The 12,579-nt window shown below is 67.8% G+C and carries 9 protein-coding genes; 3 read left to right on the top strand and 6 right to left on the bottom strand.

The genetic code is table 11. The annotated features are described in order from the left end of the window. Positions 1-45: 45 nt before the first annotated feature. The 3 genes from HUA78_RS16705 to HUA78_RS16695 are packed head-to-tail and all read right to left on the bottom strand — an operon-like array spanning position 46 to position 6,205. A complete protein-coding gene (locus HUA78_RS16705; protein ID WP_174476708.1) occupies positions 46-3,930 on the bottom strand; it encodes a helicase HerA-like domain-containing protein in 3,885 nt (1,294 codons plus the stop codon). A gap of 21 nt (positions 3,931-3,951) precedes the next feature. Beyond that, positions 3,952-4,956, bottom strand: a complete 1,005-nt coding sequence (locus HUA78_RS16700; RefSeq protein ID WP_174476707.1) for a hypothetical protein — start codon at positions 4,954-4,956, stop codon at positions 3,952-3,954. Further along, positions 4,943-6,205, bottom strand: coding sequence for an endonuclease domain-containing protein (locus HUA78_RS16695; RefSeq protein ID WP_174456484.1), 1,263 nt, complete (start codon positions 6,203-6,205; stop codon positions 4,943-4,945). The genes HUA78_RS16700 and HUA78_RS16695 overlap by 14 nt, the downstream gene beginning before the upstream one ends. 250 nt (positions 6,206-6,455) lie before the next feature. Between HUA78_RS16695 and HUA78_RS16690 the strand changes: the two genes are divergently transcribed. Further along, entirely contained in the window at positions 6,456-7,445 is a 990-nt protein-coding gene (locus tag HUA78_RS16690) for an HNH endonuclease (RefSeq protein ID WP_217442501.1), read from the top strand. 21 nt (positions 7,446-7,466) lie between these two features. Here HUA78_RS16690 and HUA78_RS16685 read toward each other — a convergent pair whose 3' ends face one another. From HUA78_RS16685 to HUA78_RS16675, 3 genes are all read right to left on the bottom strand, one after another. Next, positions 7,467-8,666: a cupin-like domain-containing protein gene (locus HUA78_RS16685; RefSeq protein ID WP_174476705.1), complete on the bottom strand. Its 1,200-nt coding sequence runs from the start codon at positions 8,664-8,666 to the stop codon at positions 7,467-7,469. Between the two features lie 68 nt (positions 8,667-8,734). Further along, on the bottom strand, positions 8,735-9,679 hold the full coding sequence (locus HUA78_RS16680) for an NAD-dependent epimerase/dehydratase family protein (RefSeq protein ID WP_174476704.1): 945 nt from the start codon (positions 9,677-9,679) through the stop codon (positions 8,735-8,737). Beyond that, on the bottom strand, positions 9,676-10,497 hold the full coding sequence (locus HUA78_RS16675; protein ID WP_141641574.1) for a lysophospholipid acyltransferase family protein: 822 nt from the start codon (positions 10,495-10,497) through the stop codon (positions 9,676-9,678). Before HUA78_RS16675 ends, HUA78_RS16680 begins: the two co-directional genes overlap by 4 nt. Positions 10,498-10,596: 99 nt before the next feature. Here HUA78_RS16675 and HUA78_RS16670 point away from each other — a divergent pair, with 99 nt between their 5' ends. Next, entirely contained in the window at positions 10,597-11,547 is a 951-nt protein-coding gene (locus HUA78_RS16670; RefSeq protein WP_141641573.1) for an ABC transporter ATP-binding protein, read from the top strand. Then, a complete protein-coding gene (locus HUA78_RS16665; protein WP_141641634.1) occupies positions 11,547-12,575 on the top strand; it encodes an ABC transporter permease in 1,029 nt (342 codons plus the stop codon). The genes HUA78_RS16670 and HUA78_RS16665 overlap by 1 nt, the downstream gene beginning before the upstream one ends. Positions 12,576-12,579 lie beyond the last annotated feature (4 nt).

The raw sequence follows: 12,579 nt of genomic DNA, 5'->3' as shown, positions 1-12,579 counted from the left end.
TCCGGGGCGCTTCCTAGCAGGAAGTCGAGGGTCCTTCGCGGGACTTCAGTCCGTCCCGGTGGGCCTGGATGGACCTGGCGCGGCCTGCTGCTCGCGTGACTGGCGAGCGAACCGGAGAATCTCGTCCTCGGAGAGCTGGTCGGTGCGCATGACGGAGCGGTCGGCCTTGAGCTGCTGCACCTTGCCTTCGCGCAGCACATGGAACTGTCCCGGCTTCTGCCCGGGGAGCCTGGCTTCGGCATCCACGCGGGCCTCGGTGAACATGGGTTTGACCTTCCGGATGGCGTTGTCTTCCTTCACCCGCCCCACGCACCAGGTGCGCACGTTCTCCCGGCACTTGTAGTCGAGGTCTCCGGGGCTCTGCGTGGCGAGCATGATGCCCACGCCCGCCGAGCGCGCCCGCTTGAGCAGGCTCTCCATGGGCTCCTTGGTCGCGGGCTTGCTCGTCGCGGGCAGGTACAGGTCCGCCTCGTCGAAGAGGAGCACGGCCTGAAGCTGGGGCGAGGGGTGCTGACTGGCCCAGCGGTGGGTCTCCAGCAGGAGTTGGGAGACCCAGAAGAGGACGCGCGGATTGTCCCCCAGGAACTTCGTGCTGATGATGCTCAGTCGCGTGCGCCCGGGAATGCCGTGGACGCCGCGTCCGAGCAGCTCATCCAGGTCGAGCCGCTCGCCACCGGATGTCAGCAGCGAGCGCAGGTTGATGCGCAGCACGCTGAGGTCCTGGGCGAGCTTCGCGAAGGTCTTCTGGGGAATCCCATCCGTGGCCTCCAGGAGCGCGGGGTCCTGAGAGGTGACGAACTGCTGGATGAGTTCGAGGGTGACCTCCTTGCCGAACGACTGGCCCAGCAGCAGGCGGAGGGCCTGGGCGAGCAGGGCCTTCGCGGCTTTGTCATTGGGGCTGGTTCGATAGTCGAGCATCCCGGCGATGGCATCCGCCGCTTGCTGAACGCCCTGCTCGCGTTCCTCGGCGGGCAGTGTCTCCATGCCGTGAGGGACGATGGGAATGGCCAGGGGTCTGCCATCCGAGCGCCCCGGCGTGTACAGCGCCACGTCCACGCGCTCGCGCAGCAGCCGGCGCCGCTCCTGGAGCACGGCATCTTCCAGTGGCTCGTTCCAGGACTCGGGGCGGGCATAGGTGGCGAGGTCGCCCTTCCTGTCCACGAGGATGACGGGGATGCCGCGCAGCAGGAGTTGCTCCAAGATGTTGAGCGCGAGCGTCGTCTTTCCGCTGCCCGAGCCACCGAGGAAGGCGCTGTGCCGCGTCAGCTCGGACGGGTCGATGGAGATGGGCTGCGTGAGGAGCCCTTCCGAGGCACCTATTCCCAGGGGGCCGGTGAGCACCTCGCGAGGCACTGGAGGGATTGATGCGGGAGTAACGCGAGGTACTGGGGGGAGGGAGGCGTGAGTGACGCGAGGCACCGAGGTGCCGGAGTCAGGAGTGACATGAGGCACCTGGGTGCCGGCTGCGGGAGTGACGCGAGCCCCGGGGGTAGCGGACAGGGGCGTGACCCGAGCCACCGGAGTGCCGGATGGGGGAGTGACGCGAGCCCCGGGGGTAGCGGACAGGGGCGCGACCCGAGCCACCGGAGTGCCGGATGGGGGCGTGACGCGAGGCTTCCGCGTGAGCCCTGGAACGGTGGCGGGGGGAGCCCGCGCGGCCGGCCGGCTCTCGTGCCCGGTCAAAAGCTCACTCACCGCCTCCATGTGCTGGGTGGCGTTTTCGACGTCATCGCCCACGGAGACCGGTGGCTGGCTCGGGGGGCGTGGTGCGGTGGGCGCACTTGCTGGACTCGAAGAGGCCTTGTCCAGGGGGCTCGGTGCGCCAGGCGCACTTGCTGGACTCGATGATGTCTTGTCCAGGGTGCGCGCCTCCGTGGTGCCACGCGTGGCTTCCGAACGAGAGGTCGACGCGGTGTCCTCGGTTGCGGCGTCGCGAAGCGGTTTCCCGAAGGGAGACGTCACCGAGCCATCGAAGAACCCGGCCTGCCTGGGAATGAAGCCGTTCTCCGTCCTGGCGCGCGATGGAGCGGGCGGGGCTGGGACTTCGGCGCTCTTCATGGCGCGGCTCGTGGGCTCGCCATCAGTCTTGGGACGCGCGGGCCCCGTGGGCGGAGGCGGAAGCCCGAGTCGCTCCAGCCCGAGAATGTCACCCATCGACTTCAGTCGCGTGACGGGCCGCGCGGTGCGGCTCCACTCCGCGAGGGCCGCCTGCGCCACGTGCTGGGCGCGGAAGTCTCGCAGGGCGGACAGGTCTCTCAGGTCGCTGTCTCCCAGGACCACGCGACGCCCACCCTGACGGAAGAGATGTCCCAGTTGATCCTCCACCACGGTCCCCTTCGTGGCCGGGAACTCGGAGGTCCGGACCAGGACAGGTGTTTTGCCGGCCGCGGCCTTGAGGGCCTCCGCCATCTGTCGACCCAGATGACCACCTCGGGAGCTGTGCTCACACAGCGCGAGGATGAGCTTGTTGCCCGACGGGTGGACGCCGACGTCCAGCAGGTCGTCACCGTTGCGCGTCTTCACCATGAAGCGAGGCGAGCCGTTCAGTTCCTCGCTGCCCATCTCGATGGCCCAGGCGAGCAGGGCCGTCACGTCGGACGGGTCCTCGGGCAGCTTCTCCTTGTAGGCGGCGCGGAAATCGGTCCACGCCTGGTCCATGTCAATGCCTGGTCCAACCGGGGGCTTCACGAGGTCCCCACCCAGGCCCTTGTTCGGAGACGGGAGCGGGAAGGAATCCGGGAGCCGCTGCAGGTCGATGGCCCGCTCTCGATACCGGCGGCACTCGTTCAAGACATCTCGTGCCCGCTGGCCGCCGAGTGCCTCGAAGCCCTCGGGAGGAATGGGATAGGTGGGCGTGCTGGGGTCGAAGGCCACGCCGCGCTGCTCATACAGGGAGCGGAGCCTGCGTGCCGCGATGTCCCGCGCGGTGCTCGCGGTGACGGTGCGCTCCAGCGTCCCGGGCTCCGGGTCGGTCTCGATGCGGTCGACCATGGAGCGCGTCAGCAGGGGCCGCATCTTCTCCCAGTAGTCGGAGAGGCAGCAGACGACGACCACGGCCCTGGGCACCTTGCCCGCGATGGCGGCCAGCGTGTTCATCGCCCGGCGGAACGAGTTCTCCATCTGCGGACGCTGATCGAAGTCGCTGATGTCCTCGACCTGGTCGACGCAGAGCACCAGCGCATGGCCCAGCGCGCCCATGAGTCGGCCCAGGTGCTCCACCATCCGCGCGGGGCCGTCATCTGACGTGCGGGGAATGAGTTCTCCGATGACCTTCCGGTCCTCGGTCGAAATCTCCTCGCAGCGCAGCCAGTTGAAGATGCGGCGGTTGATGCGGGGGTCCCTGCGCTGGAAGTAGATGAGCGCGCGAAGCAGGTCCACCTCCACGTTCCGGAAGCGCGCGTCCGCGAGCAACTCGTCCGCGACGGCTCGGACGGTGCCGTGCAGTTCATCGTCTTCGAGGATCTTCTGTTCGTGCTCGATAAGTGGCGCGAAGAGACTGGTGCACTGGGTCATCAGGGTGTTGGACAGGTGCATCAGGCCGCTGTCGTCGCCCTGGGCCACGTCGTAGGGGTGGTCCAGTGAGTCGATGAGGCTGGAGAGGATGTAGCGGTCGTAGTGCGAGGCATCGACGGTCATCGGCATGTAGCCGGTGAAGCCTCGCTTCTGTTCGTGTGCTTGGTTGCGGAAGGCGCGAACGAGGTGCGTCTTGCCGCTGCCGGACTCTCCGAGCAGGAGCAGGATTTTGCCGGTGTCGGGAGGAGGCGTGGTCGTCGCGCGGTCCAGCAGGCGCTTGAAGGCGCGGCGCGCGGGCGCGTTGAGCGTCTCCACGTCGAACGGGTCGGGCTGCCAGAGGTACTGGCCCTGTTGGACGCCGCTGAAGACCTCTCCGCTGTCGGAGAGGAAGACCTTGAGTCGAGGGTCGCTGGACATGCGCGCTCCTGGAAGGGCGAATCAGACGACGACGAAGTGGAAGCTGGCGCCGTAGGAGCGCACCTCGGACTCGGCGACGTCCGTGGGGTTCATGGCGGAGACGAGGTCGGCGCGAGTCAGGGACAGGCGTTGGGTGCGGTTGGCTTCCAGCAGCGCGGCCTCGAAGGCCTCCCGGTGGGGCCACTCGGGCTGGAGGGCCTTCCACACGTGGGAGATGAACACCTTGTCGCGGCCGAAGCGGCCAGTGGGCAGGGCTCGGGCCACCGAGAGGACGTGGTCGGCGAAGTCCTCCGTGCGTGGGGCCGGTGGCTTCGCGTCCCGGGTCGTCGGTGCGGTGGACACCACTGTGGGAACAGCGGGCTGCTCGGGGAGGAACCACTTGCGCAGGAGGGTCAGACGCACGGCTTCCGCGTCGGCACGTGTGGCTCCCGCGACGCGGGCGGTGAGCTGCTCCACGGCCTTGCGAGGGTCCTTCACCTCCGTGCCGAGCAGCTTGCCGAGGAGGTGTGCCTGTACGGCGGCGAGGGAGAAGGGGCGCTCGGTGTCGACGCCGAGCTGTCGCCAGAGGAGCCGGTCGCGGAGCTGGGGGAGGGAAGGGTCTCCCGCGCTCACTGCGGGATACTGCTGGCCGAGCACCGCGGCGCGCACGCCATCGGCGTCGGCGAGTCGGGTCAGCACGGCCTTGGACGGAGTGAGCTCCAGGCTGTTGGCGAGCAGGTACGTGGCCTTGAGCTTCTTCCAGGTCAGGCCCTTGGGGAGCTGTTCGAGGCGCAGGAACTGGAGGACGCGGGTGAGGCCGGTGCTGGTCAGCTCCAGGCCGGCTTTGTTCTTCCGGGTGACGAGCTGTTCTTGGAGCAGGTGCTCCAGCACGGAGTCGAGGTGAGTCTTCCACTCGGCGCGGCTGAGTCGGTGTTCCACGAAGGGGCGCAGGGCCTTGTCGAGTTCCGCTCGGGTGCCGGTGCGGTGGGGGCGGGGAGCGAGCCAGGTGAGAGTGAGTCCCGCCAACCGGTTGTCAGCGCTGTCCATGCGTTGTCCTCTGCGAGGCGGCTTCTTGCCGCCGGGCGGCCATCAGCGTTTCGATTGTCTTGAGAATCTCTTCGTAGCGAGGCACCACGTCCTCCTCGAGGAAGCGGACGACCCAGTACCCGGCGCGCTGGAGCGCGAGGTCCTTGCGTCTGTCGCGGCGGAAGCGCTCGGTGTCGAGGAAGTGGTGGTAGCCGTCGATCTCCACGGCGAGCCGGAGCTCACGGCAGAGGAAGTCCACTTCGAGGGGGCGACTGCCGTCGCCGAGGTCCAGGGTGGCATTGAGGGCGAAGAGGCCCCGGGTGGCGGGGTGGACCTGGAGGATCTTGTTGTAGAGGAAGCGCTCGGCCTTGCTGCGGGCGCGGGCTTCGTCCTTCTGTCGGGCGACGTGGACGGCCTGCGCGCTTTCACGGAAGCGTTCGAGGAGGACGGGCTCGGCTTCGTCGTCCTTCGCGCGCGGAGTCTTGCGCGGGGTGCGGGGTGGTGGCGCGGGAGGGGGCGGCACCGCGTTGGACGTCACTACGACTGGCGCGGACACGCTGCCGGGGTCTGGGAGTTCGAGGAGGCCCTCACGCAGCATGGCGAGGGCATGAGACTCCTTGCGGCCACGCGGTTCGCCGAGGGCGTCGGGGGGCAGCACGCAGGCGACATGGAGCATGGGAGCCGCGGAGCAGAGGGCGGTCGCCGTGCGCAGGCTGCGCGGGTCGGAAGGGGAGACGCGGAGTTGGAGCGCGGGAGCGCGGCCCTCGGGGATGAGGCAGAGGAGGGCGTGGAGGATGCGGAGGGGATCGCGAGCGATGGCCTCGCGAACCTCGGCCGAGAGTTCGCCGGGCGTGGCAGGCGAAGGGGCTACGAGGAGCTGTCGGCACAGGGCCCAGGTGACGGGCTCTGAGTGGGGAGGCTCCAGTCGCTCGAAGAGGACGTGGCGCTCGTGAGGCGTCTTGCCCTCGAAGTGCAGCTCGCGAGGGGAGAAGGCGCGTTGGGAGAGGACGACGTAGCTCTCCGCGTCACGAGAGAGATTGCGCTCGGAGGCGAGGGCGGAGGCCCAGGTGGAGACGGTGGTGCGAAGGTCCTCGCTGCCCGAGGAGGTGGCTTTCAATCCGCTGCGGTGAAGCCATTCATCCCAGAGGAGGAGGGCGCGGTCTTGAGGGCCGACGAGGACGCTCAGCGTGGGGATACCCTCCGCGCGCCGCCGGGCATGCCGGTCCAGCGAGTCCAGGAGCGCGGTGTCCGCCGGTGACAGCAAGGCCATTCCCCCACGGGTCTCCTGAGATGGACCCGTCACGCTGGGATGGAAGCCTGCTCCCGCACAGACACCTCTGGCAAGCCAGGGGACCGGGCTCCATCCAATGGCGCACAACCCGCGTGGCCGGGTCTGTAACCACCCCCGTGTGCTCGATTCACGCATGAGGCAGAAGACTGGGCGATGCCACGGGTCATCTCTGCACGAGCCTATTCCACGCATCCTTCAATACGTTGCATCAAGACATTCCACTGTCGGGATGGATTCAGGGCGTACGTGGCTGGTGCTTTCGTATGGAGAAGAACGTGGTTACGCAGGTAACGAGGGGTATGCCGACGAGTTGGCGTCGGTCTATCGCTATGACAGCAAAGTCCAGAACCACCTTCGGATTGCCAAAGGGGATCTGCTGATTATCTGCGACAAAAGGCAGGTATTGGGAGTTGCCAATATCGAGAGAATCGACGCTGTTGCAGGGACAAAGCTCCAGAACAAGTGCCCGGAGTGTGGTGCAACCGTCAGCGTTGAGCGGAAGAAGCTTCGCCCTCGCTTCAAGTGTGATGCCGGGCATTACATCGATGACGTGAGCTCCATAAACGTGCCCTGTACCAAGTTCTCTGCTTGGTTTGGTGACACATTCAGAGGTGTTCCCTCGGGCACGTCGATCCCAATCGCACAGGCACGAGCTGCTTGTCGTCAGTTCAACCGCCAGATGGCCATGCAGGAGGTGGTACTTTCTCGCCTGAGTGACTCCGCTCCCGGATTGCTCCCCCTGATTCATCAGCTGGCTTCATCTGGGCCTGCTTATGGACTCAGCCTCATTGCTGCGGACGCCTCGGAGGAGCCCTATGTCCCCAATCATGAGGATGAACGAGAGCGTGTATCGCGGGCGATTCGTGCACGACGGGGGCAAAAGGCCTTCCGGCAGAGTTTGCTCAACCAGTTCGACAGCAAATGTCTCGTCACGAAATGCCATCTCCTGGATTTACTGGAAGCGGCGCACATCGTTCCCTATCGCGGAGACAAAGATAATCACGCCTCGAATGGTCTCTTGCTGCGCGCGGACATCCATACTCTCTTCGACCTGGACCTTCTCGGTATCGAACCCATGGCTTTGAAGATCCATCTCCACCGCCGGGCAAAGGGCATGGGCTACGAAGCCTGGGACGGCGCTGTGCTCGCGTGTGATGCGCGATTGCTGAGCAAGGAAGCACTGCAGGCGCGCTGGAATCAGTTCCAACTGCGCGCCTGACACATCGGCCCGGGGCCGCAGCTACCGCGGGTCCGGGTCCCCCTGAGGCAGCTCCAGCACATCCGGCATCTCCGCGAGCATGTTGGCGTTCGGGTAGAGCGTGAGCTGTCCCGCCTGTCGCTCCAGGAGTCCCTCAATCCCGCCCGGCGTCACCTCGAACGGCGTCCCATGCGTCTGGAAGGCGAACGCCTCCCACAACCTGGCGACATGCTCCCGCCAGGAGCGAGGCAGTGCCTGGAACGTCTTGCGCGCCTGCTCCGCCAGCGGTGACGTGTCTCCACCCTCCTCGTTCCCGAACACCCGGCGCCGGAAGATGTCCCGCTCCCGGCTCCGCTCCTCCGGTGTGGCCCTCGCCAGCGCCCGCACTCCCGCCGACAGGTCCTTCCACAGCTCCAACGTCGCCGAGGACGGAATCGTCGTGATGAAGCTGTTCACCATCACGTGCATCGCCCCGAAAGACTCCACGTGGTGCCACCAGAAGGGCGGAATCAACAGCGCCTCCCCGGGCTCGACGACCGCGACACACGCATGCTCCATCGCCGTGCGGAACCTCGGATGCCGCTCCAAATCCATGTTCAACAACTGCACGCTCGTCGTGGGCGCGCCTCCCGCCAGCACGTCGAACGGCGCGTGGTACAGGTTCGCCAACTGCTCCGGCGGGAACATCGTCACCCGCTTGGTTCCCTCGAACATGCAGATGAAGTTGATGCAGTCGTCGTAATGCAGGTTCACCACCTGCCCATCCGACCCAATCCAGAACTTGCTCTCCACCCCACGCGGCTCGGTGAACCGCAGGAAGTCGAAGCGCAGTTTCTCCCGGACGTGCGACTGCTCCAGCATCCCGTTCTGCATGTAGACGTACTCGCCCGTCTCCACCGCCGCCTTCAGGCGCCCCGCGAAGTCCGCGAACGTGCCCTCCTCCGGCACCGCCGCCGCCCCCCCATCCGCATGGTTCTCGACGAGCTTCGGCCGATACTGCCCCCGCGACTCCGGCGGCAACACGCAGAAGTAGTGCGGGCGCTCCCCAAGCTGCGCCTCCAGCGCCGCCAGCTTGCCGTCCAACGTCGACCGAGAGCGCAGCTCCCCGAGCAGCCCCGAGTCCTCCAGCAACCCCCGCACGATGACGGGCTCCCGGTAATGCCACTCCCGGAGTTCCTCCAGTGAAGGTCGCTCCAACCTGCGAACCGATGGGGCGGAAAAGGGCAGGGGCTTCAGGGGCATGGGCTCCGACTCGGGGCACGAGGGGGCCTCCACGCTAGCATGTCTCCCGAAGCCCTCCGGAGCACCCCTTAGAGCAGTCCCCCCGACACGGGCACCGGCGCCGCCTCGCGGTAGAGGCGCAGCGTGTCCGCCACGCTGTGCTGGAACTCGAAGCCCGTCGCCTCCAGGAAGCGCCGGTTGTCCACGACGATGGGATAACGCAGGTGGTCCAGCGCCCCCACCGACAGTCGAGGGAAGCCCGCCCGCCCCAGGAGGAACGACAACACCCTCGAAGGCAACGGCACCCCCATGCGCCCGGTCTCCCGGACGATGACGGAGAGCGGAATCGGCGCGGGCCCGGCGATGTTGAAGATGCCCCGCACCTTCTTCTCCAGCGCGAGCTGCAACGCCGTCACCACGTCCTCTTCCTGCATCACATGGAACAGCGGGTCATACCCCAGCACCAACGGCACCCGCCGGCCCTTCAGGAACGACGCCAGCGTCCCCGTGCCCGGCGCGCCCAGGGTGTACGGCAGCCGCAGCACCCCCGTCGTCACCTCCGGCAGCCGCCACAGCGCCGTGGCCGCGTACAGGTCGGCGGCCACCAGGTCCGCCAGTTCAGGGATGGCCTCCAGCGCGCGCGGTGGCTCGTCCTCGGAGTGGTACAGCGGCGAGTCCGGCGCGGCCCCGTAGAACGTGTGCCGTCCCACGAAGAGCAGCTGCTTCACCCCGTGCGTCGCGCAGTGGTCGAACACCGCCTTGGTGCCATCCAGGTTGATGCGCCCCCGCTCCGCCCCCGGCACCGTGAAGGCCGTGACGGTGGCCATGTGCACCACCGCCTCCGGGCGCCAGCGGCGGAAGACGTCCTCGGCCACGCGCTTGCGCACGTCACCCCGGAACACCTCGATGCCCGCCTCCCGCGCGTTCTCCCATGGGCGGATGTCCACCCCCGCCACGTCGTGGCCAGCGAGCTTCAGCCGCAGCGCCAGCTTGCGCGCGATACCTCCGGCGATACCCGGGATGAGCACCCTCATGGCAGCAGCTTCCTCGCCAGCCCGCGGTGCTGTCGCCCCGCCCGGCCAAGCTCGATGAGACCCGCGATGCGCTCCTTCACCTTCGCCACATACCCCTCGATGACGTGGTCGTCCTCGTCCCCGGTGCCGTGGAAGACGAGCGGCTCGCCATAGTGAATCTCCAACTGCACCGGCAACGGCAACGGGAGCAGGTATGGCGTCAGCGGGATGTACGGCACCCCCAGCAGCTTGCCCAACGTGTATGCGTTGAACACCGTGGGGATGGCCGAGCCGCCCCCCAGGAACGCGAAGGGGATGATGGGCGAGCGCGTCTGCAACGCCAGCCGCACGAAGCCCGTGCCGAAGTCCACCAGCGAGTACCGGTCCGGATACAGCTTGGCCGTCCCGCGCGCGCCCTCCGGGAAGATCATCAACAGCCGGTCATCCTCCAAGAGCCGCTTCGCATGCTCGGGCAGCCCGGTGAACTGGCCGGTGCGGCTGGCCCAGAGGGAGGAGACGGGGAACTTGTGGAGGAAGCGCTCCACCATGCCCTGCGACAGGCGGGGCGGGTCCATCTCCAGCATGGTGGACGTCAGCACCATGGCGCCGTCCACCGCCACGCCGCCGGAGTGGTTGCCCACCAGCATCCCGCGGCCTCGGGCGGGGATGTGGTGGATGCCATGGCAGCGCACCCGGAAGTAATACCGGTAGATGAGCGTGAAGAGGCGCAGCGCGTCCCTCACGTGCTTCTTGGAGATTCCGTACGGGTCCACGCCGTACTCGTTGAACGGCAACTCCAGCCGGTCAACCCGCGCTTCCAATCCGTCGCTCAGGGCCACGGCGCGGGACCGTAGCACCCCCGGATGAGTCCCGCTGCATTCCGCGCCGAGTGCATTGGGCCCCGACCCCCGCCTGGGCCATACTGCCGCCACCCCCCTATGACATCCCCAGACGAACTCGCCATCGAGGTGAAGGGACTGGTCAAGCGCTTCGGTGACGTCGTCGCCGTGGACGGCATCGACCTCGACATCCGCCGGGGCGAGTGCGTGGGTCTGCTCGGCCCCAACGGCGCCGGCAAGACGACCACCGTCGAAATCCTCGAGGGACTCCAGGAGCCCACCTCCGGTCACGTGCGCCTGCTCGGCCTGGACTGGAAGCGCTCCGCCACGCAGTTGCGCCAGCGCATCGGCCTGACGCTCCAGGAGACGCGGCTGGTGGAACACCTCACGGTGGAGGAGACGGTGAAGATGTTCGCCTCCTTCTATCCACGCCCGCTCCCCGTCGAGGAGCTCATTGGCATGGTGCAGCTCGGCGAGAAGCGCGGGGCGCGGGTGGGCAAGCTCTCAGGCGGTCAGCGGCAGCGGCTGGCCCTGGCGCTGGGCCTGGCGGGAGACCCGGACCTGTTCTTCCTGGACGAGCCGACGACGGGGTTGGACCCACAGTCGCGCCGGGCGCTGTGGGACGTGGTGGTGGCGCTCAAGGCGCGAGGCCGCACGGTGGTGCTGACCACGCACTACATGGACGAGGCCGAGGTCCTCTGTGACAGGCTGGTCATCATCGACAAGGGCCGGGTCATGACGCGCGGGACGCCCGGGGAAATCATCGCCTCGCTGGGGGCCGATCAGGTCATCGAGCTGGAGGCGGACCCCGCGTTGGACCTGGAGCGGCTGCGCCCGCTGCCGGCGGTCGTCTCGGCGCAGCGCCACGCGGACCGGCTCTCCCTGCGGGTGAAGGAGCTGCATGTGGCGCTGCCCTCGGTGCTGCGCGAGGTGGAGCTGTCGGGCGCCCGGCTGCGGCACCTGTCCACGCGCAGGTCCACGCTGGATGACGTGTTCATCGGATTGACGGGGCGCTCGCTTCGCGAGGGCACCGAGGAGAAGGCGGCGTGATGGGCTCGCTGGGACAACTGGTGCTGATGCGGCTGCGGGTGCTGTGGCGCCAGCCGGAGGTGTTCTTCTGGACGTTCATCTTCCCCATCGTCACCACGCTGGTGCTGGGGCTGGCCTTCCGCAACGAGTCGCTGTCGCCCGTGCGCGTGGCTGTCACCGACGGGCCGGGGGCCCCGGCGCTGCTCGCCCGGTTGGAGGGGACGCCGGAGCTGGAGGCCCAGGTGCTGGACGCCGCCGAGGCACGGCGCATGCTCGCCCGAGGGCGGGTGTCGCTGGTGCTCGTGCCCGGTGACTTGAGTCCCGAGGCGCTGGTGGACCCCAGCCAGCCCGAGGGACGCACCGCGCGGCTGCTGGTGTCCCAGGCCCTGGCGCGGGCTCCGGACGCACCTCGACTGGAGGCGGTGAAGACGACGCCGGTGTCGGAGCCGGGCAATCGCTACATCGACTTCCTCATCCCCGGGCTGCTCGGCATGTCGTTGATGTCCTCCAGCCTGTGGGCGCTGGCGGTGCCGCTGGTGTCGATGCGCGGCGGCAAGCTGCTCAAGCGCCTGGCGGGCACACCCATGTCCCGCTCGCACTTCTTCCTCGCCTTCCTCTTGGGGCGCACGGTCTTCGCGGTGCTGGAGGTCGCCTTCTTCTGCGCCTTCGCCCGCTGGCTCTTCGGCGTGCCCATGTTCGGCAGCTACTTCGCGCTCCTGGGCGTGGGGCTGCTGGGGGCCATGTGCTTCGCCTCGCTGGCGCTGCTGGTGTCCATCCGGGCGCGCAACGAGGAGTCGGTGGGCGGCCTCGTCAACCTCGTCTCCATGCCGATGATGTTCCTGTCCGGCGTCTTCTTCGCGTCGGAGAACTTCCCCGGCTGGATGCAGCCGCTCATCCGCGCGCTGCCGTTGACGGCGCTCAATGACTCGCTGCGCTCCATCATGCTGGAAGGCACGTCGCTGATGACGCTGGGCATGCCCATGGCGGTGCTCGCCGCCTGGACGGTGCTTCCGATGGTGGCCGCGCTGCGCTGGTTCCGCTGGGTCTGAAGGA

Origin of the sequence: Myxococcus sp. CA033 (genome assembly GCF_013336625.1) — a bacterium.
GTDB classification, from domain to species: Bacteria; Myxococcota; Myxococcia; order Myxococcales; family Myxococcaceae; genus Myxococcus; species Myxococcus llanfairpwllgwyngyllgogerychwyrndrobwllllantysiliogogogochensis.
Note: the sequence above shows the minus strand (reverse complement) of the source record. Positions and strands in the feature narration are given on the sequence as shown.